Source organism: Burkholderia sp. AU33423 (assembly GCF_002223135.1).
GTDB lineage: Bacteria > Pseudomonadota > Gammaproteobacteria > Burkholderiales > Burkholderiaceae > Burkholderia > Burkholderia lata_D.
In genome coordinates this window covers 1,838,442-1,861,970 of record NZ_NKFH01000007.1, presented here as the reverse complement: position 1 = coordinate 1,861,970, position 23,529 = coordinate 1,838,442, and the positions used below count along the sequence as shown (strand labels likewise).

Genomic DNA, 23,529 nt, shown 5'->3' with positions numbered 1-23,529 from the left:
GCCGGCGCCCGCTTCGCGGCGGGCGCCGGCCGGTAGCTTCCGGTTCATCGTACGGGCGGCCTGCGGGCCGCCCGTTTCATTTTCCGGCGGGCATCGCCGTTCGCGCATCGTGCTGATAGAAGCCGGTGAACCGGTCGAGCTGCCGCCGCGCGGCCGTGATGTCCGTGCCGTCGCCGAGCACCGCGCTCGAGAACCCCGTGCGTTCCATCAGCAGCAGCTGGTCGACCAGCACCTCGCCGGTCGCGCGTAAGTCGCCGGCAAAGCCATAGCGCTTGCGCAGCAGGTACGCCTGGCTGTACGCACGCCCATCGGTGAACGACGGAAACACCAGGTCGATGCGCGCGGCCCGCGCGATGTGTTCGGTGAGCGGCGGCAGTTCCTCGTCGTTGCCGATCGTCAGCGTCGCCGTGTCGTGCTGCTGCGCGTCGCCGGCGTGTTCGGCCGGTGTCAGCAGCCGGATGCGTGCGGTCGGGTGTTCGTGCTTCATGCGTGCTCCACCTGATGGCGCGCGTTGTTCGCGGCGGCCTTGAAGGGTTCCGTGCCGATGCGGCGGACGGTGTCGATGAATCGTTCGCTGCGGCCGTCGTCGTCGATGCGTGCGTCGAGATACGCGTTGACGATCGCATCGACGACATCGACGATCTCGTCCGCCGAGAACGACGGGCCGATCACCTTGCCCGGCCGCGCGGGGCCGCTCGCGGTCGAGCCGTCCGAGCCGCCGAGCGTGACCTGGTACCACTCGGCGCCGTCCTTGTCGACGCCGAGGATGCCGAGGTGCCCGCTGTGATGATGGCCGCACGAGTTGATGCAGCCGCTGATGTGCAGGTCGATATCGCCGACGTCGTGCAGCATGTCGAGATCCTGGAAGCGCTCGGCGATCGCATCGGCGATCGGGATCGAGCGTGCATTCGCGAGCGCGCAGAAGTCACCGCCCGGGCACGCGATCATGTCCGTCAGGAGTCCGACGTTCGCGCTGGCGAGCCCGATCGCACGCGCGTTTTCCCACAGCAGGAACAGGTCGTCGACATGCACCCATGGCAGCACGACGTTCTGCGTGTGCGTGACGCGCGCCTCGCCGGCCGAGAACTGGTCGGCGAGATCGGCGAGCGCGTCGAGCTGGTCCGGCGACGCGTCGCCCGGCGCCTGCAGGCGGCGCTTGAACGACAGGGTGACGATGCGCAGCGCCGGGTCGCGGTGGTCGGCCACATTGCGTGCGAGCCAGCGCGCGAAGGCCGGATGGCGTGCGGCCTGGGCCGACAGGCGCAGGTTCGCGTCGCGCAGGCTGACCGTGCGCGGCTTGAGCCGCGGCGGGACGAACGATGCGGCGACGCGATCGAACTCGATCTGCGGAATCGTGTGCAGCCCGCCGTCGTGATCGACGATCTGGCGGAACTCCTCCTCGACGTCGTCGATATAGCGCTGTCCCTCGGTCTTCACGAGGATCTTGATGCGCGCCTTGTACTTGTTGTCGCGCCGTCCGTAGCGGTTGTACACGCGGACGATCGCCTCGATGTAGTTCATCACGTGCTGCCACGGCAGGAACGCGCGCAGCAGCGTCGCGATCATCGGCGTGCGGCCCATCCCGCCGCCGACGCTCACACGAAAGCCGAGCGCGCCCGCGTCGTCGCGCACGAGCTTCAGCCCGACGTCGTGCCAGTCGGTGGCCGCGCGGTCTTCGGTCGCGCCCGTGATCGCGATCTTGAACTTGCGCGGCAGGAACGCGAATTCGGGGTGCAGCGTCGTCCACTGGCGCATCACCTCGGCGAACGGGCGCGGATCGGCGATCTCGTCCGGCGCGACGCCGGCGCGCTCGTCGCACGAGATATTGCGGATGCAGTTGCCGCTCGTCTGGATGCCGTGCATGTCGACGGTCGCGAGCAGGTCCATCACGTCGGCGGCCTTGTCGAGCGGAATCCAGTTGAACTGCACGTTGGTACGCGTCGTGAAGTGCGCGCTGCGGGTCGGCAGGCGCAGCGTGCCGAGCAACGCCTGCGCGTCGCATGCGGCGCGGTAGGTGGCGTCGTCGGGCACGTCGTAGTCGCGCGCGATCCGCGCGAGCACGCGCAGCTGCGCGCTCGACAGTTCGCCGTACGGGACGGCCACGCGCAGCATCGGCGCGTGGCGCTGCACGTACCAGCCGTTCTGCAGGCGCAGTGGCCGGAATGCGTCTTCGCTCAGCGTGCCGTGCTGCCAGCGTTCGAGCTGGTCGCGAAACTGGGCGGCGCGGCTGTGCACGAGCGCCCGGTCGAAAACGGTATATCGATACATGACGTGATACGCGAGAGGAGCCGTGGCGCGGAGCGCGCGGCTCGGGACAGACGTTGCGACGGGTGTCTGGCAACGGAAGACAGCGTAGGGAACGCGGTGCGGCGGGACAAGCAGCAGATCGGGACGAAAAGGGCGCAGCAGATGGCCGGCGTGCATTCCCGTGACACGGTTGGACGCCGGCGTGGACGACATCGTGCTCGAGAAGAGGATTTCTCTGCACGTTCGGCAAGCCGGTGGCGGTGCGCCGATCCTATACGTCGGGGCGAAAGCGACACCACCCCGACGCGCCATGTTCACGTAAGCGTCACCTGATTTTCGATTGCAGTGCCCGGCGTTGCATACCGTTGCGGCGACGGACTCAAACAATGGCCCCGCGGGATCGGTCTTGCGCGGCGTTCACGCGAGCAGACGTTGCTCGAACGGGTAGTCGGACAGCAGTTCGAGCTGGCCGTCGTCGCGCACGTATACCTGTTCCTCGAGCTTCACGCCCTCGCCACCCGCCTCGTGGCCGATGTAGCTCTCGATGCACAGCGTCATGCCGGGTTCGATCACGCCGTCATAGCCCTTTGCATCGTTGTCCTCACGATGGCAGATGTACGGGTATTCGCCTGTCATCCCGACGCCGTGGGCCAGCGCGAAATAGCGGCGTGCTCGGTACGGCTGCGGGATCTGCCACGCCTTCGCGATGAATTCCTGGAACGTGGTGCCGGCCTTCACGTTCTCCATGTTCGCGTGAATCTGGTCATAGGCGAGGCGGTATAGCGTCTTTTGCGCGGCGGATGCGGGGCCGTCGCCGCATAGGAACGTGCGCGAGAAATCCGCGTAGTAGCCGAAGCGGCCCACCACATCGGTATCGAGCCCGACCAATTCTCCCGCCTGGATCTTGCGCGGGCTGCTTTCCTGGAACCATGGATTCGTGCGCGGGCCCGAGCTTATCAGGCGGGTCTCGACGTAGTCGCCGTCGGTCTCGATCACATGCTGATGCAGGTGCGACCACAGTTCGTTCTCGCTGATGCCCGGCACGAGGGCAGCCTCGAGCTTGTGCACGCCCGCCTCCGCGGCGCGAAGCGACGCGCGGATCATCTTGATCTCGTTCTTCACCTTGATTGCACGGGCGCGTTCGAGCGGTTCCTGGGCGTCCGAAATCTCGTAGCCGCGCGCCTGCAACGCAAATGCGGCCGCCGATGTCGCGCTTTCGATCGCGATCCGCTTGCCGCCACCGCACGCGCGAACCAGATCGTCGATCTCGTCCGCCCAGCGCTCGGTGACCTGACGCAGCATGTCGTCACAAAAGTAGTACGAGATCGCGGTGGCCGGCCGGATTTCATCCACGGTGTCGAGTCCTTCGGCCAGGAATTCGCATCCCGCGTATTCGAACAGCACCACCTTTCCCTCGGCCGGCACGAATAGATAGCGTGCCGGATTGCGCATCGAATACACCTGCATGTTGCGCGAGCCGGTCGCGTATCGCATGTGGGTAGGGTCGAACAGGATCGCGGCGGTCAGGTCGCGTTTCTTCAGTTCGCGGCGAACCGCGGCAAGCCGGTCGCGCTGGATCTGCGCGATTTCGTCGGCGGTTGGTTCGCAATCTTCCGGGCGGTGAGTCGGTCGGAGCATCGTCATGATGGTAGGGTGAATGTTTTGTGTATCAGTAGAACGAAATATGGTGATGGGTTGACCCGTCGGGAACTCACATCGTCAGTCGACCAGATCGTCCGCGCGGACCAGTGTCTTTTCGGCTTCCAGGTGCATTTCGGATACGCGGCCGTACAGCTGGCGGGTTCGTTCGAGGCGGCCGATCACGCCGGGCTTTTTCGAATAGGCGAAGATCGTGGTGTGACGGTCGATGTCGCCGCGTACCTGGGTCACGCGGTGCAGCGAGAAACGGCCCTTGAACAGTTGCAGATCGCCCGGCTGCAGCGTAATCACGCTAATCGGTGCGCGCGTCTCGCCGCGCACCACGGCGCCGACCGCTCCGTAGTTTTCGCCCTCGGGCGACCGGATGTTCGGGCAGTACTCGAAATCGCCGCCTGCCGTGGGTTGCTGCGTCATCATCGATACGATGAATTCGTTGGTGTCGTAGTGCCACGGCTGTTCGGTGCCGGGCGGCATCACGTTCTGAACCAGCCCGGCGTACGGGTCCGCGTATTCCCAGATCTGCGCTTCGCCGAGACAGGCGGCGACGAATTGCTTCATCGCACGCGCCACGTAAATCCTGTGAACGATTGCGTCGGCCGGGATCACATCGCGTGTGACAAATCCGCTCGTGCGATCCATGAAGACACGGCGCGGGTCCGCTTCGGGCAACGACGGATCGTCGGCGGTGAAATATGCATTGACCTTGCGGCTCGAGAAATAGGTCTTTTTCGCGAAGTCGAGCCCCTCGACGCGCGCCTGTTCCAGTGCGGCGGGGCGCAGGAAGCCGCGCAGCACCGCGCTGCCGCTGCCGGCGAGCTGGGTCCGGCAGGTTGCGACCAGGTCGCGCATTCGGGGGTGCTCGGGTTCATGCAACGGATAGCGTTCGGCATCGACGATATCACTCAGATCGGTACATTCTGCGTCTGCGAGAGGCAGGCTTGCTTGCACGGTTGACTCCATTTGCGAGGGGTGAGGACGTTTGTGGCCTGAATTGTTTTCGACAACAATCGGCCTATCGATGCCCCCATGATTTGATCGACAAATTCCATTGCATAGCGAGTAATTTCGATGACTACCATCAGGGATCCCGATTGGTCTCAACTCAGCTCGCTCGACGGGGAACTGGTGCGCGCGTTCATCACGGTGGTCGACAGCGGCGGGGTGACCGCCGCCGCCAGGCAGATGCACCGGACGCAATCGACGATCAGCCTTCGCATTCGTACGCTCGAAGAGCGGCTGGGAACGCACCTGTTCCTGCGCGACAGCCGCCGTCTGGCGTTGTCGCGAGACGGCGAAAACTTCCTGATTCACGCGCGCCGCATCATTCAGGTGCAGAACGAAGCGATAGCCGCACTCAAACGCACGGGCAGTCATGGCGTAATCCGCTTCGGCTTGCCTGAGGATTACGCGGAGCTTTGGTTGCCCGATCTGCTCGAGAAGTTCTATCGCCTGCGGCCGGATGCGCGCCCGCATATCGATTGCAGGATGTCGCTGGAGCTGATCGAGCGCCTGCAGGCGGGCGAACTCGACCTGGCACTCGTCGTCAGGCACAACACGCAAAGCGGCGGTCGTCATCTCGGCCGCGAGGACGTGGTGTGGGCCGCGCATCGCGATTTCGTGTTACCGGGTGGCGCGTCCGTGCCGCTCGCGCTGTTTCCGGAAACCTGCTGCTACCGTCAGCGCGGACTCGCGGCCCTGGCGGCACTCGGGCGGCCGTATCACGTGGTCTACACGAGCCAGAGCCCGACCGGCATCAAGGTCGCCGTCAATCACGGTGCGGCGGTGACGATCATCGACCGCTGCACGCTGCCCGCGAACTGGCGCGTGCTGGACCTGGAAGACGGCTTGCCGGCGCTGCCGCCCGCGGATCTCGAACTGCTCCGCGCCCCCGGCAATCGCGATCCTGCCGCCGACGATCTGGCCCTGCTGATCGAGACGATGGTCGAGGAACGCCGCCGCGCGGCGAGCGCGCTGTCGCCCGACTGAATGATCGCGCATCGTATCCGGTAGCCTCGGGTGAACCGGGCCAAACGCAACGACGCGATCGTTCGGCCTCTCCGATGGTCCCTATCGGAATTCCTCGCTGTCAAAACGAAATTGGCGCAATAAACATATCGGTGAGCGAACGGATGACCGTCGCCACGGATGCCGGCGTCCGCGCGATCGCGCACGCCCGGTTCCATCGGCCACGTCATGCCGTGCCCAAGTTCCTTCGCCATCCAACAGGAGCCTTTCCCATGATCCCTTCGTTGCTTGCCCGCTTGTTCATTGCCGCCATGCGCCGCCCGGTACTCGGACGGTTCATGCTTCTCTTCGCGCTATCGGTTTCGGCGTTCGCACATGCCGCCGGCAATGGAACGGTCGTGATCGGAGTGAACAACTGGGCCGAGAATATCGCGGTCGCGAATCTGTGGAAGGCGCTGCTCGCGGAAAAGGGCTACGACGTCACGCTGCAGCCCGGCGACAAGGCCATCATCTACAACGGCGTCGCGCAGGGCAAGCTCGATCTGACGTTCGAAGTCTGGCTGCCGTCCGCGGACGGCCCGCCGTACGACGCGATCAAATCGCGCGTCGAGAAAATCGGCCCGTGGTTTCCCCGCGCACAGCTCGGCCTCGCGGTGCCCGATTACGTCGCGATCGACAGCATCGACCAGTTGAATGCAAATGCCGCACAGTTCAGCCACGACGGCAAGCCGACGATTTTCGGCATCGAACCTGGCAGTGGCTTGATGAAACTGACGGGCGAGGCGCGCGTCGCGTATGCGCTTGACGCAACCGTGCTGCCGTCATCGGAGGCTGCGATGCTGCTCGCGCTGGAACGCGCGGAAAAGCGTCGCCAGCCGATCATCGTCACGCTGTGGAATCCGCACTGGGTGTGGGCGAAGTATCCGATGCACTACCTGAAAGACCCGAAGCAGGTGTACGGTCAACCCGATGCGATCTATGCGATCGCGAAGTCGGGTTTCGGTCGTGCGCATCCGGATGTCGCGCGCTGGCTCGGTGCATGGAAGATGGACGACCAGGCACTCGGCTCGCTGATGAACGATATCCGTGCAAACGGTGAATCCGATCCGCAGAAGGGTGTCGCGCGATGGATTGCCTCCAATCGCGCCCGGGTAGGTGAATGGCTACGCTAAGAGTCGGTTTCATACAGACTGTTCTGTATGCCGAAGGGTATTCCGGTAGATCGGGGTAGCAACCGCGTTTGAGAAACGCGCCGTGAATGTCGGCGCGGCGCTCGAAACGAACGCGCCGGCGACGAAAAAGATGCAGCCAGGCGCGTACGTGCGTTCAACGCCCCGACGAGTGTCCACAGTTAGCCGATCGACGATCGGCATGCCCATCTCCTCGGCGTCGGTTATCCCGATGGCCGAGGTTTTGAAACGGTCCCTGGGTCTGTCAGGAATTACACCGGAGCGTCGACGACGAGCGCCGGATCGAGCGCGCGGATACGCTGGTCGATGAAGTAGCCGCCGCCTTCCTGGTAGCGCAGGAACAGGCGCCCGCACGAGCGGCAGCGATTGACGGTGGAGCGGTTGTACGGGAAATGGCGCAATGCGATCGGCGCGTCGTCCGATGCGTAGTGCGTGCCGGCCGGATGATGTTCCGCGTAGGTCGGCTCCGTCTCGTCCGGCGGCACGAGCGTGGCAACCTCGTTCAGTTGCGCGTCCTGCAGCGACAGCGGCAGGGTCGTCCAGCCGGCGAGCGGTGTTTTCGTGCAGACGCAGGGCTGCGTGATGCGCGCCGCTTCGGCCGCGAGTTTCAACAGTGCATCGTGATCGAGGTAGGGCAGTGGGTTCATTGGCAATCGTGAAGGGGCCGCAGGATCAGCACTGTAACCCGCGCACGGACGGCGTGCACGGACTCGACGCGGACGACGAGCGGCGGTTGTCGCACGCCGTATTCCGCATGCCGTGTGCGATTCAGCCGCTCTTGCGGACCGACGGCTGCGCGACGAGCTCGCCGAGCACACGGATCGCACGCTCGATGTCGCGGCTCCACGGATGGCCGAAGTTCACGCGCACGCAACGCTCGAAGCCGTGCGCGGCCGAAAACAGCGGCCCCGGCGCGAAGCTGATCCCGCGTGCGATTGCCTGGCGATGCAGCTCCATCGCGTCGATCGCGTCGGGAAACGCGAGCCACAGAAAATACCCGCCTTCGGGCCGCACCCACTCGACGCCGGCCGGCAGCGAGCGCCGCAGCGCGTCGTCCATCCGGTCGAGCTGCGTATGCAGCGCGCCGCGCAGCTTGCGCAGGTGCCGGTCGTAACCGCCGTGCTCGAGATAGTTCGCGATACCGACCTGCGCGGGAATGCTGGCCGACAGCGTCGTCATCAGCTTGAGCCGCTGCACCTTCTCCGCGAACCGGCCGGCGGCGGCCCAGCCGATCCGGTAGCCGGGCGCGAGCGTCTTCGAGAACGAGCTGCAATGCATCACGAGGCCGTGTCGATCGAACGCGCGCGCGGGCAGCGGATAGTCGGGGCCGAAGTGCAGCTCGCCGTACACGTCGTCCTCGATCAGCGGCACGTCGCGCGCGGCGAGCAACTCGACGAGCGCGCGCTTCTTCTCGGCGGACAGCGTGACGCCGGTCGGATTCTGGAAGTTGGTCATGAACCAGCACGCGCGGATGTCGTGCCGGTCGAGCGCGTTCGCGAGCGCGTCGAGATCGAGGCCCGTGCGCGGATCGACGGGAATCTCGACCGCGCGCAGGTCGAGCCGCTCGATCGCCTGCAGCGCCGCATAGAAACCGGGCGCCTCGACAGCCACGACGTCGCCGGGCCGCGTGACGGCCATCAGGCACAGGTTCAGCGCTTCGAGCGCGCCGTTCGTGACGACGATCTCGTCGATCGGCTGCGAGATGCCGGTCGCGAGATAGCGCCGCGCGATCTGCTGGCGCAGCGCCTCGTTGCCGGGCGGCAGGTCGACGACCGTGCTCCACGGGCTGACGAGCCGTGTGGCCTGGGCGAGCGATTTCGCGAGACGCGGCAGCGGAAACAGTTGCGGCGACGGGAAGGCGGAGCCGAGCGGCACGATGCCGGGTTGCGTGGCCGCGTCGAGGACGGAGAACACGAGGCTGCTGATGTCGACCTTGCGCGTGGCGCCGGCACGGTTTGCCTGGCGCTTGCCAGCCGGGCTGGCCGCCGGCGTGGCGCCCGGCGCGACGTAGTAGCCCGAGCGTTCGCGCGCGCGGATCAGCCCCCACTGTTCGAGCAGGTAGTACGCGCGAAACACCGTCGACTGGCTCACGCCGTGCTGCGCGATGATCTGCCGCAGCGACGGCAGGCGCGTGCCGACGGCGAGGTTGCCGTTGCGGATGTCGTCGGCGATCGTGTGGGCGAGGGTTTCGTAGCGTTTCATCGGCGAGGGCGGAGCGCGCCGTCGCCACGCGCGGGCCGGAGTGGCGCCGCGCCGGCGGGCGCGGCTCATTGTCCGATGCGCGGCCCGAAAAGGAAAGCGCAGGCGCGGCGGGCCGCGCTTTCCTGCCGCGTCAGGCCGCGTTCGGCTCGACGTTCTGCCGGTTCGCGACGCCGCGCAGCGGCGGCAACGGCTCGACCTTGCCTACGATGAACAGGTACGACAGTGCACCGACCACGCACAACGCGCCGGCCACCGCGAGCGGCACGACGAACGAGCCCTTCGTGATCGACAGCATCACGCCCGTGAACGTCGTGATGAAGATCCCCGCGAGGTTGCCCGCGAAGTTCTGGATGCCGCCGAGCGATGCGACATGCGCGGGCGTCGGTGCGACTTCGCCGACGAGCGTCCACACGTTGGCGCCTGCAAACGACAGGCTCGCATAAGCCAGCGCGAACAAACCGAGGCAGGCCCACACGTTCTCGACGAAGGCCGACAGCGCGATCGACGAAGACAGCAGCATGCCGAGCACGAGGCAGGTCTTGCGCGCGGCGGTTGCGCTCCAGCCGCGGCGGAACAGGCTGTCCGACACATAGCCGCCGAGCCAGCCGCCGGGAATCGCGAGCAGCGCGGGCAGCATGCCCCACGTGCCGAGCGATGCGAGCGAGAAGCCGCGCGACTGCAGCAGGTAGCTCGGGAACCACGTGATGAAGAAGTAGATCGCGAAGTTCAGGCAGAACAGGCCGATCATCATGCCCCACACGGTGCGGTAGCGGAACAAGTCGAGCCACGACACCTTCGGGCCGTCGGTTGCGGCCGCAACGGTCGGTGCGCCGCGCTGCGCGAGCAGTGCATCGACGGCGTCGGGCGCGATCGCGCGATAGCGTTCCGGGTCGCGATAGATGAACCACCACGCGAGTGCCCACACGAGGCCGATGCCGCCGGTGATCACGAACGACCCGCGCCAGCCGACGATCGAGATCAGCCATGCGACGAGCGGCAGCGACAGCGCGGAGCCGACGCGCGAGCCGCTGTCGAAGATGCTGCTCGCGAGCCCGCGTTCGCTGCGGGGGAACCAGTTGAACGCGACCTTCGCGAACGACGGGATCGCGGCCGCTTCGCCGACACCGAGCATCAGCCGCACGCCGACGAGCTGCGTGAGGCCGCGCGCAGCGCCGGTCGCGACGGTGAACACCGACCACCAGCCGACCGCGAGCGCGAGGCTCACGCGCACGCCGACCTTGTCGATGAACCAGCCGGCCGGCAGTTGCAGGAATGCGTAGGTCCAGAAGAATGCGCTCAGCACGAGCCCCATGCCGACCGCGTCGAGGCCGAGGTCGGCGCGGATGCTGGGCGCCGCGATCGCGAGGTTCGCGCGGTCGATGAAGTTAATGACGTTGGCCAGGAAGCACATGAGGATCATGGCCCATCGGATGCGTGGCATGCGGTGTCTCCGCGCGGAATGTCGTGACGGGCCGCCGGCGATCCGCAGCGCCGGCGGCCTCGATGGGCGGGTTATCGCGTGGCGTGCGACGGCGAGCGGTCGAACTTCGCGAGCGCTTCCCACAGGCCGTTCAGGTAGACCGCGCCGAGCGCGCGGTCGTAGAGGCCGTAGCCGGGCTTGCCCGTCTCGCCCCAGATCATGCGGCCGTGGTCGGGGCGCACATAGCCGGTGAAGCCGGTGTCGTGGTAGGCCTTCACGATCGCGGCGATGTCGAGCGAGCCGCAGCTCGACAGGTGGGCGGTTTCCTCGAAATCACCGTTCGCGTCGACCTTCACGTTGCGGATGTGCGCGAAGTGGATGCGGCCCATCGCGCCGAATTCGCGCACGAGCGCCTCGACATCGTTCTGCGGGCCCGCGCCGAGCGAGCCCGAGCACAGCGTCAGCCCGTTCGCGGGCGTGTCGACGATGCGCACGATCCGCGCGAGATCGTCGCGGTTCTTCACGATGCGCGGCAGCCCGAAGATCGGGCGCGGCGGATCGTCGGGGTGGATCGCCATCTTCACGCCGGCTTCCTCGGCGACAGGGATGATCGCCTTCAGGAAGTATTCGAGGTTCGCCCACAGCGCGGCTTCGTCGACGTCGCGATACTCGGCGAGCAGCGCCTTCAACTGTTCGGGCCGGTAGCTCGAATCCCAGCCCGGCAGCGCGATGCCGTCGTCCGGATCGATCCGGTCGACCGCGTCGGTGCTGAACGCGAGGCAGGTCGAGCCGTCGTCGAGCGTCTTCGACAGCTCGGTGCGCGTCCAGTCGAACACGGGCATGAAGTTGTAGCAGATCACGCGCACGCCGGCCGCGCCGAGATGGCGAATCGTCTGACGGTAGTGGTTGATCAGGCGGTCGCGGCCCGGCTTGCCGAGCTTGATGTCTTCGTGGACGGGCACCGACTCGACGACTTCGAACTGCAGGCCGGCGCGCTCGATCGTCGCCTTCAGCGCGTCGATCTTGTGCGCGGGCCAGACTTCGCCCACCGGTTCGTCGTAGATCGCGGACACGATATGCGTGACGCCGGGGATCTGGCGGATGTATTGCAGCGAGACCGGATCGGACTCGCCGTACCAACGGAAAGACATCTTCACTGGAGCGGCTCCTGGCTGGCGGTTGAGGCATCGGACGGACGGGCGGCAGCGTGCCGGCCCCGTCTCCGGTGTGCGGATTATGATTGGTATGCCAGTTCCGCGGGATAGTGGTTTACCAGTTATCGAGATGGAACCGGGGTATCAGCGCGTCACAGGAAAGGCATGCGTTGCATCGGCCACCACGCCGAATCGGAGGTTGCCCGGAATTGGTGTACCATTTTGGCGATCCGGTGCCGCGACGGCGCCGGCCAGCCTGTTGCGAGCCTTTCGATGACCGATCTTTCCAGCCTGCCCGCCAGCCGCGATACCGATGCCGCGGACCGCTCCTATATCGGCCTTGCGCGGCAGATTCACGCGATGGTGGCCGCCGGCGCGTTCGAGGCCGGTGCGCGGCTGCCGTCCGAGCGCAGCCTGGCCGACCAGTTTGGCGTGAGCCGCACGCAGGTGCGCGAGGCGATCATCGCGCTCGAGGTGCAGGGGATCGTCGAGGTGCGAATCGGTTCGGGCATCTACGTATCGGCGGCCGACGGCGCGCGGCCGGTGACGTTCGAGGTGCCGCGCGGCCCGGGGCCGATCGAGACGCTGCGCGCACGCGGGCTGATCGAGGCGGAAGTCGCGGCGCTCGCGGCGACCGAGCGCAAGGATGCGGATCTCGACCGGCTGTTTTTCTCGCTGACGACGATGCGCGAGCAGATGGACGACAAGGTCGCGTACGACGCGGCCGATCGCCAGTTCCACCTGCGTATCGCGGAATCGACCGGTAACACGGTGCTGCTGCACATGGTCACCGCGATGTGGGACTGCGCGCGCAGCGATCCGCTGTGGGACAAGATCGAAGAGCATTTTCACTCGACCGCGCTGCGCGAGGCGTCGCAGGAAGATCACCAGCGGATCTTCGCGGCGATCCTGGCGCGCGACGCAAATGCGGCACGCGACGCGATGCGTGCACACCTGTCGCGCGTGATCGCGGAATTCACGCAGGCGTGGCGCTGACGCTCGTTCCGTCAGAGGAAAGAGGCCGGCGTAACGTTACCGTCATACGACGGTGAGGACCGGTGCGCGCGCGCCCCCTTGTACGGCTTCTTCCGATTGCACGACCACAGGTTTTATGGTCTTGTTGCGGGATATCGCATCGACTCAAAAAAGGACAGTCGAATGCAGCCGGGCGATTCACACGGGGTCCTATTCATCAGGGGAATCGGCGCACGTACGCGCGTACGGTTCGCCGTGCGCAGGCTGCTCATCATTTTGACAGCGGGCTTGCTTGCCCCTGCGCTTGCGGCGTTCGCCGCCTCTCCCGAAACCGTCAACGACAACGTGTTGCGTGTGCTCGCATGGCCCGGTTATGCGGACAGCGATGTCGTCAGCGCGTTCGAGGCGCAATTTCACGCCCGCGTCGAAGTGACGTTCGTCGACTCCGACGAAGCTCTGTGGGCGCGGATGCACAGCGCGGCGCCACCGCCGTACGACGTACTGGCCGCGAATACGGCCGAGATCCAGCGCTATGCGCACGAACGCCTGCTCGCGCCGATCGATCTGCCTCGCATCCCGAACCGGCGGCGGCAGTTGCCGAACTTCCAGCAGCTCGCGGCGATCGACGGGCTCGTTGAAGCGGGCGCCACGTATGCGATCCCGTTCACGTATTCGTCGATGGGGCTGATCTACGACCGCAAGCAGGTGCCGGCCGCGCCGCGCTCGATGCGGGAGCTGTGGAATCCGCGCTACCGCGGCAAGGTGCTCGACTTCAACAGCGCGCAGCACAATTTTTCATTTACGGCGCTGGCGCTCGGCTATCCCGATCCGTTTCGCCTGTCGCCCGCGCAGACGCTCGCTGTCGCGCACAAGCTGATCGACCTGCGCCGCAACCTGCTGACGTACTACACGCTTCCTGAAGAGGCGACCGCGTTGTTCGTCCAGCATCGTGCGGCGCTGATGTTCGGCAACTACGGCACACAACAGGTCGAACTGCTGCGACGTGCCGGCGCGGACGTCGGCTACGTGATCCCGGATGAAGGCGCGCTCGCGTGGCTCGACTGCTGGGCCGTCACGCGCGGCGCGCAACATCCGGAGCTCGCGATCGCGTGGATCAACTACATGCTCGAACCGGCGATCGGCGCGCTGTTGACCGAACGCCAGGGCCTCGCGAACACGCTCGCGCCGCCGCCGGGACTCGACACCGGACACCAGCATCTCGTCTGGCTCCAGCCCGTCGAGGACATCGCGCGGCGCGAATCGCTGTGGAGCCGCATCGTGTCGGGCGACCGGCCGGAGCGGTTCGGAAAATGATCCGGCTCGGGCTCACGTCGAAACTGTCGGTGCTGTTCGCGTGCATCGGCGTGATCGCGTCCGGCGCGACCGGCTATTACGCGTATCGCGCGAACCGCACGATGCTTGTGCAGGAGGCGCAGCACAGCCTGCTGATGTCGACGCAACTGCTCGGGCAGCGCTTCACCGCGGTGCTGTCCGACGTCGCGGACGATGCGCTCGTGCTCGCGCAGTTACCGTCGACTGCACAGGTCTCGGGTGGCGACAACCGGGATGGCGCGCCACGCGCGCGGCTCGAGCAGGTGTTCTACAGCTTCATGAGAAATCATCCGGAGTACCTGCAGGTCCGCCTGATCGCGCGCGGGGATTTCGGACTCGAACGCATCCGCGTCGATCGCGATGCGAATGGCATCGTCGTGCTGCCGGACAGTGCGTTCCAGGAGAAAGGACAGTTTTCCTACGTATTCGATACGCTGGCAACGGCGCCCGGTCATATCTACCTGTCGCCGATCGTGATCAACCACGAGACGGGGTCGCACGCGGCCGAAGGGCTGCCGATCCTGCGCGTGGGCACGCCGGTCGTCGACGCGTCGGGCCAGACGGTTGGCGCGCTCGTCGTCGACGTCGAGCTGTCGCGCGTGTTCGACCGGCTCGAGCGCGATCTGCCGGAAGACTACACGGTGTACCTCGCGAACGAGTGGGGCGATTTCCTCGTGCATCCCGATCCGTCGCAGACGTTCGGCTTCGATCGCGGCCGGCGCGTGCTGATGCAGGACCGCTTCGCCGCCACGCGCGCGCTGTTCGACAGCGGGCGCGTCAGCGTTGCCTTCAACGGCCTGACCGACCCCGACGCGGCGCCGGGGCAGATGTTCGCGTTCGTGCGCACGCCGTTCGGGCACGACGAGGGCAACCGCTTCGTCGTGCTCGGGATGGGGCGCCCGCTGGAGGATGTGTTGTCGCCGGCCGGCATGCTCGGCGAACGGATCGTCCGGATGGTGCTCGTGTCGAGCTTGATGGCGGTGATCCTCGCGATCCTGTTCGCGCGTGCGATCACGCGGCCGCTGCAGACGCTCGCGCGCGCCGCGACGCACGTGTTCGACGATCCGGCCGCCGAGCAGTTGCCGGTCGGGCGTGCCGACGAGATCGGCGTGCTCGCGCGCTGTTTCGACAGCATGCGCGTCGAGATCCGCACGCAGGTCGCGATATTGCGGGCGAAGCAACTGGAGCTCACGCACCTCGCCGGACATGATGCGCTGACCGAGCTGCCGAATCGCCTGCTGTTCATGGAGCATCTCGATGCCGCGATCCGGCGTGCGGCCGCGATGCACGAAGGGCTGGCCGTGATGTTCGTCGACCTCGACCGCTTCAAGCAGATCAACGACCAGCACGGACACTCGGCCGGCGACCGCACGCTCGTCGCGGTCGCCAAGCGGCTGAGCCTCGTGCTGCGCGGCGGCGACATGGTCGCGCGGCTCGGTGGCGACGAATTCATCGTGCTGATTACGGACGTGCACTCACCGGCGGTGATCGGCGACGTCGCGTCGCGCATCCAGCTCGTGATGGACGAGGAACTGGAGTTCGGCGACCGGCGCGTGGCCGTCGGCGCGAGTATCGGCGTCAGCGAGTTTCCGGCCGACGGCGCGTCGGCCGAGGAACTGCTCGTCAAGGCCGATGCGGCGATGTACGCGGCGAAGGCGTCCGCGCAGCGCGCGTTCGTGCGCTATCAGGAACTGGTCGGCAACGGGAGTGGCGCCGGCACCGGGACGGACGAAGCGGCCGGCCGCGTCGCGTCGGGCGGCGGCCGGTGACGGCCGGTCGCTGACCTGCGCGTTGCAAACGCCACGAGCCCGTCGCAAGACGGGCTCGTGGCGGGTGCGGACTGCGCGCGAAGGCGCGCAGCGGCAGGCTTGCTTAGTGGCCGAAGTAGACCGAGTCGCGCGGGTTTTGCACCTTGGCGGCCGGTGCGCCACCCTGGACGGTCGCGGCCGGTTGCGCACCGTAGCCGCTGTTGTCTGCGGCGTGCACGCGGGCTTGCGCGGCCTGGATGTCGGCCGGGTAGTACGGGCTCGACTGGCTCGGCTTGTAGCCGGCGCTTTCGAGCTGGACCAGTTCGTTGCGCACCTGGGCGCGGGTCACGGTGCTTTGGGCGAAGGCGCCGAACGAGGCGGACAGGGCGACAGCGGCAACGACTGCGGAAACGAGCGATTTCATGATGACCTCCGATGTTTTTGGCTTTCCGCGTTCGACACCATGTCGTAAGCGGTTGATTACATCGTAGGCGCCGGTCGACCTAGGGTAAACGTGAGTTTTGGCGAAAGATCGTTGCAGCGGGGACAATAATTTCGAGACAAATGCCTTCCGTCCCTAATCGACGTTGCCGGATTTGCAACGGAGAGGAGGCGGACGCGCGCGGCGCGGATGGCACGCACGGGCACGCACGCACGGGCGCGCGACGGCGAAGGCGCGGACGGAGAGGGGGCGAACTGCGACGCTGCCGGATCAGGCGTCGTCGTCGATTTCCTTGCGTTCCCGGCGTTCCTCGTTGCCGCGGCGCGCGCGCAGGCGCTGGCGCGACAGCACGGCGATCACCTGCTGGGTCGGCGCGCCGGACGGCAGTTCGTTGCGGATGCGATCGGGCACCATGGGCAGGCCCGCGCGCTGCCGGCGCAGCGCCTTGGCGATTGCCCGGCGGCATTCGTCACCGTGGCAATCCCATTCATCGCGGATTCTCTGGCAATAACGGCATTGTTCCATCGGAACAGTCTAACGCGTCTTCGGGAACGGGGCTGAACGCTTGCCCCGACGCGTCACGGGTTGGCTGCGGCACCGGCGAGTGCTTTCGCATGCGACTGGAAGCGTCGGTGCTCTTCCGGCGGCACGAGCGAGCCGCCCGTCGCCCAGATCACGTGCGTCGACCGGCGCAGGTCGATCGCGTGGCGATGCACGTAGTCGCGGCCGGCCGGGGACGCCGTCAGCCAGCCGGGGCCGCCGACGGCAGCGGCGGCCGACGGTTCGAGTTCCACGCCCGTCGCGCGCTGCACCGCGAGCAACTGGGCGTAGAGCTGCGCGTCGCTGACGGTGAACACGCCCGACAGCAGCGACGCCATCAGCGGACTGACGAGGTGCGATGCCTGTGCGACGGCCAGGCCGTCGGCCTCGGTCCGGTTGTCGAGCCCCACGTCGTAGACGGACACGGGCTTCCCCGAGCCGGCGGCCAGCTGGACCAGCATGCACGGCGACGCGACGGGTTCGGCAAAGAAGCAATGCACGTGCTCGCCGAACAGCGCCTTGAGGCCATACGCGATGCCGCCCGGTGCGCCGCCGACCCCGCACGGGATATGGACGAAGAGCGGATGCGTCGCGTCCACGCGGCGGCCCGCGTTGGCGAGCTGCGCGGCGAGATGCCGGGCGCTGGCCGCGTAGCCGAGGAACAGCATCAGCGAGCCTTCGTCGTCGACGAAGTGGCTGCGTGGCTGATCGCGTGCCTGCGAGCGTCCGGCCGCGACGGCTTGCGCATAGTCGCCATCATGTTCGATCACGCGAACGCCGCGCTTTCTCAGGCGCGCCTTCTTCCACGGCTTCGCGTCGGTCGACATGTGCACGACCGATTCGAACCCGAGCGCGGCGGCCATCACGCCGATGCTCAGGCCGAGATTGCCGGTGCTGCCGACGATGACGGTGTGCGCGGCAAACAGGTCGCGTGCGGCGGCCGATGCGAGGTTCCGCCGGTCGCCCGCGGGGTTGAGCAACCCGTGTTCGATCGCGATCGACTCCGCGAGTGCGAGCACTTCATGAAAGCCGCCGCGCGCCTTGATCGAACCGGCGATCGGCAACGCGTCGTCGCGCTTGATGAACCAGGCGCCGTGTGCGTCTGCCGGGAGCGACAACATGCGCTGCAGGTTGTCCGCCGGCATCAGCGGCGATTCGATTTTTCCCGCGCTCGCCGCGAGTTCGGGAAACAGCTCGGCCATCAGCGGTTCGCCGCGCGCCAGCCGCGCTTCGGCCATCGCAATGGCGCTGAGCCCCGGCGCGTCGTGCGGCAACGGACTGCCGGCATGGGGATTCAGCCACAGCAGCGGGTGGCGGAATTGCAGTCTGGCTAATAGGTCGGCGGGCTGGAGCGCGATGGTCATGGGTCGATCTTGTGCTGGATAAACGTTAGGCATGGCCGGAATGCTACGATCCGGGACGCCTGCGCGAAAGCGCCGATTTCTAATGAATCCATTAGCCTGACTGATATCTATGCGACTCGACGGTTCGATCCTGGGTGCGTTGCTCTGCTTTGAAACGGCCGGCCGGTTGCTGAGCTTCACGAAGACGGCACAGGCGTTCAACCTGACGCAAAGCGCCGTGAGCCAGCAGATCCGGAATCTGGAGGACCGGCTCGGCTATCCGCTGTTCGTGCGCCAGGCGCGCGGACTGAAGCTGACCGAGAAGGGCGAAATCCTGCTCGAGACGATGTCGAGCGCGTTCGTCGACATCAATCGCACGCTTCAGGCGCTTGGCATGTCGGATGCCCCGCTACAGGTCAGCTGCCTGCCGTCGCTCGCGCTGCAGTGGCTGATGCCGCGCCTGTCCGAATTTCACCGGCAACAGCCGAACGTGCCGGTTCGCGTGAAGGCCGAGTTTCAGGTGCTGGATCGGCAGGCCATGGAGACCGACGACATCGATGTGGCGGTGCGCTACGACCCGGTGCAATACGATCGGCTGCATGCCGAGGCCATCCTCGACGAAATCCTGTTTCCGGTCGCCACGCCGGCGTATCTGGCGCAGCATCCGGCCTTTGCCAGCGGAGAGTCGCTGGACGGCGTCGTCCTGCTGCACGACGCCGCGCCGTGGGGCGGCGCGCCCGAGTTCGTGGAGTGGCGCACGTGGCTGGAGGAAGTCCGTCCGGCGTGGGCGGCCGATCTTGACGGCCCGCAGTTCAATTTCTCCAGCCTGGCAATCACGGCCGCGTTGAACCATCAGGGTGTCGCGATGGGGCGCGCCGCGCTCGTGCATGACGAGATTGCGAGCGGGCGGCTCGTGGATGTCTTCGGCAGGCACGTGCGTGCGCCGGCGCGCTACGTGCTGTTGTCACGCCATCCCGACGATCCGCGTACCGAGGCGTTTTCGGACTGGCTCAAGGCCGAGTGCGCGCGCTTCGATGCAGCGCGTTCACGTTTGCTTTCGAACGGAAGCAAATGCGGGTAGCTGACGCTGTCGGGTAGCTGAATCGGAGTGCGAAGGAGTCGGGTGACGAATGCGGATGCAAACTACAGTTTCCCGTTCGTCTCCATACGGATGGCTTGCGCGTGGACGGGGCCGGCAAGCGTTACTTGAGCTGCCAGATGCCCCAGACGGCGATCAACAGGCCGAGGCCCAATCCGCAGCCGAGCAATACGTAGGTTTCCATGTGATGCCTCTGAAAGCGTGGCAGCGCCGATGCGGGCATCAGCGAGCGAGCAGCCAAGTCGGTGACGTATCGTTCGGCCCGTCGGGCGGGGCGATACGCCGGGTCCGCGAATACTACGCTTCGCAGCTTTCAGAACGCATGCGCGATCGATGGCTTTACGCCATCTCCTGGTTCTTGCCGGTGTGCGCGTGGTTCATCTGGGTAACGTGCGATCCACCGTGCCGGAACACGCCCGATTTCCAGATCATCTGCGATGCCGCGACGAGCACGAACAGCAGCACGACCCTCCTGAAGAGGCGGGGCGACATCTTGTCCCGCAGCGGGCGAACGAGCCACATGCCGGCAATCGCGGGCAGGCTGGCTACCGCCGAGATCGCGAGGTCGGCGCCGCTCGCGTGCGCGGCGCCGCTGAACGTCGTGATCAGCGTGACGATCGACACCACGAGGATGATCGCGATCTGCTTCGTGAAGACGCGTCCGGTTGCACCGGACGAAATCAGGTAGGTGGCGAGCAGCGGGCCGGGAACCGACGCGATGCTTTCCATCAGCGCCGCACCGAAGCCGAGTGCGAAGCCGACGGGCTTCTGCCATGCGTCGGGCAGGTTGAGTTTCGGCGCGGCGAGCATCAGCGCCGCGGCCACGATCAGCAGCGCGCCGGACGCGGCCTGCGCGTGGCCCGGATTGAGCGACAGCAGGATCGCCACGCCGACGATATTGCCGATCACGGTGCCCGCGATCGGCGCGGCGATCTTGCGTGCCGTTGCCAGCAACTGGCCGCCTTCCAGCGCCTGCGGGATGTTGCCGAGGATGATCGGCATCGACAGCAGCAGCACCGCATGCCGGATCGGCAGGAACTGGCTGAGTATCGGCATCGCGATCAGCGGCACGCCGATGCCGGTGATCCCCTTGGCCATGCCGCCCAGCAGCAGCGCAACGGCGATACCGGCCAGATCGAACGCGCTGAGCCCCTGCAGGCTGGAGACCAGTACACCTTCAGTCAGATTGAAATGCATCATGGAGTGGCATGTCGCGGCATATCCGGCAGCGAGCGCTGTCGATGGCGCACGTGGCGGTCGCGTGTGTCTTGCACGCATTTGTTCTGGATCGGCTTGAACCGGAGTCGATCGCCTGGCGCCGCGCCGTTGTGCGGCCGGGGCCGCAGGCAATCGATCTGCGGGTCGAGGATGCATCTTACCCGAGCGTTGCGAAGGACATTCGGCGCTGGCCGTGACGCGTCATGGGTCGCATCGATGTGATCATTTCCGCGGTTCAATATAATTCATGATGGTTTGTCATCTCATGTACTCGATTCATATCGTTGAACAAGGAGGCGTCGATGACGCTCGCCCAGTTGCAGGCCCTGGCGGCCGTGGTCGAACTCGGCTCGCTCACGGCTGCGGCTGATCGGTTGAGCCGCAGTCAATCCGCGATCAGTCATGCATTGACCGAGCTGGAAGACCTGACGGAGGTCAAGCTGCTGTGGCGCGATCGGCAGCCGGTCGTTTTGACGGCGGCGGGCGAACGACTGTGGCCGTACGTCCAGAACGTGGTGCGGGAAGCACAGCTGTTGCGCCAGCAGTTCAGCCTGTCGCGCGGCAAGCTCGAAGGGAAGCTGGTGGTCGCGTCGTTGCCGAGCGTGTCGCTGGCGTTCGTCGTGCCTGCGCTCGAGGCGTTGAAGGAAATGCACCAGGGCGTGTCGGCGGTGCTGCTCGAAGGCACGGACAGCGAAGTCGAAGGGTGGATCGACGACGGTACGGCCGATGTCGGCGTGGTGGCCGGCACGAAGACGTTCGCACACAATCTGCCGCTGCTCGACGAGGACTTTGTCGCGGTGGCGGCCGACGGCATGTTCGCCGGCCGCAAGAGCGTGTCGGCAAAGCTGTTGTCCGCTGCGCCGTTCATCTTCTCGAAGGCAGGGTGCGGGCCGGTGATCGCGGATTACTTCGCGCGCAGCGGGGTGCCGCTGCGGGCCGCGTTCAACGTGGTCGAGATGCGGACCATTCTGTCGATGGCCGAGGCCGGGATGGGTGTGTCGATCGTGCCGCGCATCACGCTCACGTACACGCCGTTCGGCGGCCACGTACTGGCGCTGTCGCCCAGGCTGCATCGCTCGGTGCGGTTGTCGTGGAATACGGCCGGCAACGCGGTCGCAGAGGAGTTCGTGCGGCTCGTCGACGCGCAACGCGCGAAGGCGGCGAAGGCGGTCAACACGCGCGCGAGAAAGACCAGGTAACGAACGGCTTCGGCGATGAACAGCGCTCATGGGCGACTTGAAGTTTATTCAAGTCGATGACAGTCGAGATGCAATACATTGTTCGAACCCGCCCCTGACCGCTTCGTCCCGAAGGAGATTGCCGTGCCGACGGTGCCCACCTTGCTTACTTTCGGACTCGTGTCGCTCGGTATGGTGCTGACACCCGGGCCGAACATGATCTACCTGGTGTCACGCTCGATCTGCCAGGGCCGCCGTGCCGGGCTGGTGTCGCTCGGCGGCGTCGCGCTGGGGTTCGTGTTCTACATGGTGTGCGCGGCGCTGGGCATCACCGCGCTGGTGATGGCCGTGCCGTATGCGTACGACGCGCTGCGTTTCGCCGGTGCGCTTTATCTGGCGTTCCTGGCGTGGCAGGCGCTGAAACCGGGCGGTCGCTCGGCGTTCCAGGTCAGGCAGTTGCCGCACGACAGCCGTGCCAGGCTGTTCACGATGGGCTTCGTCACGAACCTCGCGAATCCGAAGATCGCGGTGATGTATCTGTCGCTTCTGCCGCAGTTCATTTCGCCGGGGCACGGCAGCGTGCTCGCGCAATCGCTGGCGCTCGGCTGCGTGCAGATCGCTGTGAGTGTCAGCGTGAATGCGCTGATTGCCTGCATGGCAGGCGGCATCGCGGGCTTTCTGGCGGGGCGGCCGGTCTGGGCGTCGGCCCAGCGCTGGTTGATGGGCACGGTGCTGGCCGGGCTGGCCGTGCGTATCGCATTCGAGTCGCGCTAGCGCGAGTGGTTGACGTTCCGCAGGACCGCCGGGGGCTTTCAAGCGGCATTGCGACGAAAGCGCCCGGCATCGTCAGCCCTGGCAGTTGCCCTGCGCTTCGTTGCCGACCCGGACGGGCGCGGCTTTTTCACGGCGCCGGCTGCGCGTCGCGAGCCAGCACAGAATCGACCCGCCGCAAACCATCGATGCGCCTTGCCAGAATTCGATCGACAGCGGCGCGTGCAGCAGCGTCGCGGCGAGCAGGGCGGCGAGCACTGGCGTGAAGTACGACGCGCCGACGATGACGGTCACGTTGCCGTGCATGATGCCGGTGTTCCAGGCCGCATAGCCGAAGCCCAGCGCCGACGCCGCCAGCACGATGTAGATGACCGCATGCAGGCTGAACGTCATGCCGCCGCCGCCTTCGATCGCGAACTTGATCCAGAGCGCCAGCGCCACCAGCATGAAGAACGGCGTGACGCCGTTCTTGCCGTTGGCGAGGCGTGCCGTCACCGTGCAATAGCCGGCCCAGATCAGCGCGCCGAAGAACGCGAGGCCGTAGCTCAGCGGATTGTCCGCGACGTTGTGCAGCATGCCGGCCGGGTCGAGCCCCTGGTCGCCGCCGAGCACCCGGCAGATCCCGAGCATCGACAGCAGGACGCCGGGCACGACCAGCAGGTTGGCGCGCTGCTTGTTGAACACGATCGCGGCGACCAGCGTGAAGCTCGGCCACAGATAGTTGACCATCGCGACTTCGATCGCCTGCTGGCCGTTGCTGGCATAGCCGATCGACAGCGACAGGCACAGCTCGTACGCGACGAACAGCAGCCCGCCCCAGAGCAGATACTTTTTCGGGAATTTGCTGAGATCGGGGAAGCCGATCGTAAGCAGCAGAAGCACGGATGCCACCGTATAGATCATCGCGGCGCCGCCGGTCGCGCCGAGGCTTTCGCTCACGCCACGAACCAGGGCGACCACGGAGGCCCACAACAACACCGCGCCGAGCCCGGCGAGCGTGGCCTTATTCTTGCGCTTCATGCTTCCTGCTTCCTGCCTGTTTCAAC

The 23,529-nt window shown here is 66.3% G+C and carries 22 protein-coding genes and 2 pseudogenes; 9 read left to right on the top strand and 15 right to left on the bottom strand.

Features of this window, described 5'->3' with window-relative positions; translation table 11 throughout:
- Positions 1–76 precede the first annotated feature (76 nt).
- The 4 genes from CFB50_RS27000 to CFB50_RS40640 form a co-directional block, all read right to left on the bottom strand.
- Positions 77–487, bottom strand: coding sequence for a DUF934 domain-containing protein (locus CFB50_RS27000; RefSeq protein ID WP_089447814.1), 411 nt, complete (start codon positions 485–487; stop codon positions 77–79).
- On the bottom strand, positions 484–2,268 hold the full coding sequence (locus CFB50_RS26995; RefSeq protein ID WP_089447813.1) for a nitrite/sulfite reductase: 1,785 nt from the start codon (positions 2,266–2,268) through the stop codon (positions 484–486). Before CFB50_RS26995 ends, CFB50_RS27000 begins: the two co-directional genes overlap by 4 nt.
- Before the next feature lie 396 nt (positions 2,269–2,664).
- Positions 2,665–3,885, bottom strand: a complete 1,221-nt coding sequence (locus tag CFB50_RS26990) for a M24 family metallopeptidase (RefSeq protein WP_205190903.1) — start codon at positions 3,883–3,885, stop codon at positions 2,665–2,667.
- Positions 3,886–3,966: 81 nt separating this feature from the next.
- Entirely contained in the window at positions 3,967–4,545 is a 579-nt protein-coding gene (locus CFB50_RS40640; RefSeq protein WP_441299795.1) for a HalD/BesD family halogenase, read from the bottom strand.
- A 429-nt stretch (positions 4,546–4,974) separates the two neighbouring features.
- Between CFB50_RS40640 and CFB50_RS40450 the strand changes: the two are divergent.
- The 3 genes and pseudogenes from CFB50_RS40450 to CFB50_RS26975 all read left to right on the top strand — a co-directional run.
- A pseudogene (locus CFB50_RS40450) lies at positions 4,975–5,142 on the top strand (helix-turn-helix domain-containing protein); the annotation flags it as partial.
- A gap of 183 nt (positions 5,143–5,325) precedes the next feature.
- A complete protein-coding gene (locus CFB50_RS40205) occupies positions 5,326–5,892 on the top strand; it encodes a LysR substrate-binding domain-containing protein (protein ID WP_240159107.1) in 567 nt (188 codons plus the stop codon).
- 74 nt (positions 5,893–5,966) lie between these two features.
- On the top strand, positions 5,967–7,043 hold the full coding sequence (locus tag CFB50_RS26975) for a glycine betaine ABC transporter substrate-binding protein (protein WP_256979293.1): 1,077 nt from the start codon (positions 5,967–5,969) through the stop codon (positions 7,041–7,043).
- A 9-nt stretch (positions 7,044–7,052) separates the two neighbouring features.
- On the opposite strand, the pseudogene CFB50_RS39010 reads toward CFB50_RS26975, so the two are convergent.
- The 5 genes and pseudogenes from CFB50_RS39010 to uxuA form a co-directional block, all read right to left on the bottom strand.
- Positions 7,053–7,185: pseudogene (locus CFB50_RS39010) on the bottom strand (IS5/IS1182 family transposase); the annotation flags it as partial.
- Between the two features lie 127 nt (positions 7,186–7,312).
- Positions 7,313–7,708 carry a hypothetical protein gene (locus tag CFB50_RS26970; protein WP_089447809.1) on the bottom strand — a complete coding sequence of 132 codons (396 nt, stop codon included), beginning with the start codon at positions 7,706–7,708 and terminating at the stop codon, positions 7,313–7,315.
- 121 nt (positions 7,709–7,829) lie between these two features.
- A complete protein-coding gene (locus CFB50_RS26965) occupies positions 7,830–9,263 on the bottom strand; it encodes an aminotransferase-like domain-containing protein (protein ID WP_089447808.1) in 1,434 nt (477 codons plus the stop codon).
- Between the two features lie 130 nt (positions 9,264–9,393).
- Complete coding sequence (locus tag CFB50_RS26960; RefSeq protein WP_089447807.1) at positions 9,394–10,704, bottom strand: MFS transporter; 1,311 nt, start codon at positions 10,702–10,704, stop codon at positions 9,394–9,396.
- 71 nt (positions 10,705–10,775) lie between these two features.
- The gene (gene uxuA / locus CFB50_RS26955) at positions 10,776–11,840 is read right to left on the bottom strand and encodes a mannonate dehydratase (protein ID WP_179254234.1); all 1,065 of its coding nucleotides are present in this window, start codon (positions 11,838–11,840) and stop codon (positions 10,776–10,778) included.
- Between the two features lie 270 nt (positions 11,841–12,110).
- On the opposite strand from uxuA, the gene CFB50_RS26950 reads away from it, so the two are divergent.
- The 3 genes from CFB50_RS26950 (at position 12,111) to CFB50_RS26940 (ending at position 15,913) form a co-directional block, all read left to right on the top strand.
- A complete protein-coding gene (locus tag CFB50_RS26950; protein ID WP_089448430.1) occupies positions 12,111–12,833 on the top strand; it encodes a FadR/GntR family transcriptional regulator in 723 nt (240 codons plus the stop codon).
- Positions 12,834–12,995: 162 nt separating this feature from the next.
- Complete coding sequence (locus CFB50_RS26945; protein ID WP_089447806.1) at positions 12,996–14,126, top strand: extracellular solute-binding protein; 1,131 nt, start codon at positions 12,996–12,998, stop codon at positions 14,124–14,126.
- Complete coding sequence (locus tag CFB50_RS26940) at positions 14,123–15,913, top strand: sensor domain-containing diguanylate cyclase (RefSeq protein ID WP_089447805.1); 1,791 nt, start codon at positions 14,123–14,125, stop codon at positions 15,911–15,913. Before CFB50_RS26945 ends, CFB50_RS26940 begins: the two co-directional genes overlap by 4 nt.
- 103 nt (positions 15,914–16,016) lie before the next feature.
- Here CFB50_RS26940 and CFB50_RS26935 read toward each other — a convergent pair whose 3' ends face one another.
- From CFB50_RS26935 to CFB50_RS26925, 3 genes are all read right to left on the bottom strand, one after another.
- A complete protein-coding gene (locus CFB50_RS26935; protein WP_089447804.1) occupies positions 16,017–16,316 on the bottom strand; it encodes a DUF4148 domain-containing protein in 300 nt (99 codons plus the stop codon).
- 288 nt (positions 16,317–16,604) lie between these two features.
- Positions 16,605–16,859 carry a hypothetical protein gene (locus CFB50_RS26930; RefSeq protein ID WP_089447803.1) on the bottom strand — a complete coding sequence of 85 codons (255 nt, stop codon included), beginning with the start codon at positions 16,857–16,859 and terminating at the stop codon, positions 16,605–16,607.
- A 53-nt stretch (positions 16,860–16,912) separates the two neighbouring features.
- On the bottom strand, positions 16,913–18,271 hold the full coding sequence (locus CFB50_RS26925; RefSeq protein WP_373452973.1) for a D-serine ammonia-lyase: 1,359 nt from the start codon (positions 18,269–18,271) through the stop codon (positions 16,913–16,915).
- Between the two features lie 76 nt (positions 18,272–18,347).
- Here CFB50_RS26925 and CFB50_RS26920 point away from each other — a divergent pair, with 76 nt between their 5' ends.
- Positions 18,348–19,298 carry a LysR substrate-binding domain-containing protein gene (locus CFB50_RS26920; protein WP_089447801.1) on the top strand — a complete coding sequence of 317 codons (951 nt, stop codon included), beginning with the start codon at positions 18,348–18,350 and terminating at the stop codon, positions 19,296–19,298.
- Positions 19,299–19,419: 121 nt separating this feature from the next.
- On the opposite strand, the gene CFB50_RS39650 is transcribed toward CFB50_RS26920, so the two are convergent.
- On the bottom strand, positions 19,420–19,557 hold the full coding sequence (locus tag CFB50_RS39650) for a hypothetical protein (protein ID WP_166893899.1): 138 nt from the start codon (positions 19,555–19,557) through the stop codon (positions 19,420–19,422).
- Between the two features lie 98 nt (positions 19,558–19,655).
- Entirely contained in the window at positions 19,656–20,516 is an 861-nt protein-coding gene (locus CFB50_RS26915) for a sulfite exporter TauE/SafE family protein (protein ID WP_089447800.1), read from the bottom strand.
- Between the two features lie 320 nt (positions 20,517–20,836).
- Here CFB50_RS26915 and CFB50_RS26905 point away from each other — a divergent pair, with 320 nt between their 5' ends.
- Together CFB50_RS26905 and CFB50_RS26900 are read left to right on the top strand one after the other, a co-directional pair.
- Entirely contained in the window at positions 20,837–21,733 is an 897-nt protein-coding gene (locus tag CFB50_RS26905; RefSeq protein WP_089448429.1) for a LysR family transcriptional regulator, read from the top strand.
- Between the two features lie 123 nt (positions 21,734–21,856).
- Positions 21,857–22,486 carry a LysE family translocator gene (locus CFB50_RS26900; RefSeq protein WP_089448428.1) on the top strand — a complete coding sequence of 210 codons (630 nt, stop codon included), beginning with the start codon at positions 21,857–21,859 and terminating at the stop codon, positions 22,484–22,486.
- A 72-nt stretch (positions 22,487–22,558) separates the two neighbouring features.
- On the opposite strand, the gene yddG is transcribed toward CFB50_RS26900, so the two are convergent.
- Positions 22,559–23,503: an aromatic amino acid DMT transporter YddG gene (gene yddG, locus CFB50_RS26895; protein WP_089447798.1), complete on the bottom strand. Its 945-nt coding sequence runs from the start codon at positions 23,501–23,503 to the stop codon at positions 22,559–22,561.
- Positions 23,504–23,529 lie beyond the last annotated feature (26 nt).

Bases quoted from the DNA above. Each gene is read 5' to 3' on its own strand.
- CFB50_RS27000 (WP_089447814.1), bottom strand. From the start codon at position 487: ATGAAGCACGAACACCCGACCGCACGCATCCGGCTGCTGACACCGGCC.
- CFB50_RS26995 (WP_089447813.1), bottom strand. From the start codon at position 2,268: ATGTATCGATATACCGTTTTCGACCGGGCGCTCGTGCACAGCCGCGCC.
- CFB50_RS26990 (WP_205190903.1), bottom strand. From the start codon at position 3,885: ATGCTCCGACCGACTCACCGCCCGGAAGATTGCGAACCAACCGCCGAC.
- CFB50_RS40640 (WP_441299795.1), bottom strand. From the start codon at position 4,545: ATGGATCGCACGAGCGGATTTGTCACACGCGATGTGATCCCGGCCGAC.
- CFB50_RS26975 (WP_256979293.1), top strand. From the start codon at position 5,967: ATGGTCCCTATCGGAATTCCTCGCTGTCAAAACGAAATTGGCGCAATA.
- CFB50_RS26970 (WP_089447809.1), bottom strand. From the start codon at position 7,708: ATGAACCCACTGCCCTACCTCGATCACGATGCACTGTTGAAACTCGCG.
- CFB50_RS26965 (WP_089447808.1), bottom strand. From the start codon at position 9,263: ATGAAACGCTACGAAACCCTCGCCCACACGATCGCCGACGACATCCGC.
- CFB50_RS26960 (WP_089447807.1), bottom strand. From the start codon at position 10,704: ATGCCACGCATCCGATGGGCCATGATCCTCATGTGCTTCCTGGCCAAC.
- CFB50_RS26950 (WP_089448430.1), top strand. From the start codon at position 12,111: ATGACCGATCTTTCCAGCCTGCCCGCCAGCCGCGATACCGATGCCGCG.
- CFB50_RS26945 (WP_089447806.1), top strand. From the start codon at position 12,996: ATGCAGCCGGGCGATTCACACGGGGTCCTATTCATCAGGGGAATCGGC.
- CFB50_RS26940 (WP_089447805.1), top strand. From the start codon at position 14,123: ATGATCCGGCTCGGGCTCACGTCGAAACTGTCGGTGCTGTTCGCGTGC.
- CFB50_RS26935 (WP_089447804.1), bottom strand. From the start codon at position 16,316: ATGAAATCGCTCGTTTCCGCAGTCGTTGCCGCTGTCGCCCTGTCCGCC.
- CFB50_RS26930 (WP_089447803.1), bottom strand. From the start codon at position 16,859: ATGGAACAATGCCGTTATTGCCAGAGAATCCGCGATGAATGGGATTGC.
- CFB50_RS26925 (WP_373452973.1), bottom strand. From the start codon at position 18,271: ATGCCTAACGTTTATCCAGCACAAGATCGACCCATGACCATCGCGCTC.
- CFB50_RS26920 (WP_089447801.1), top strand. From the start codon at position 18,348: ATGCGACTCGACGGTTCGATCCTGGGTGCGTTGCTCTGCTTTGAAACG.
- CFB50_RS26915 (WP_089447800.1), bottom strand. From the start codon at position 20,516: ATGATGCATTTCAATCTGACTGAAGGTGTACTGGTCTCCAGCCTGCAG.
- CFB50_RS26905 (WP_089448429.1), top strand. From the start codon at position 20,837: ATGACGCTCGCCCAGTTGCAGGCCCTGGCGGCCGTGGTCGAACTCGGC.
- yddG (WP_089447798.1), bottom strand. From the start codon at position 23,503: ATGAAGCGCAAGAATAAGGCCACGCTCGCCGGGCTCGGCGCGGTGTTG.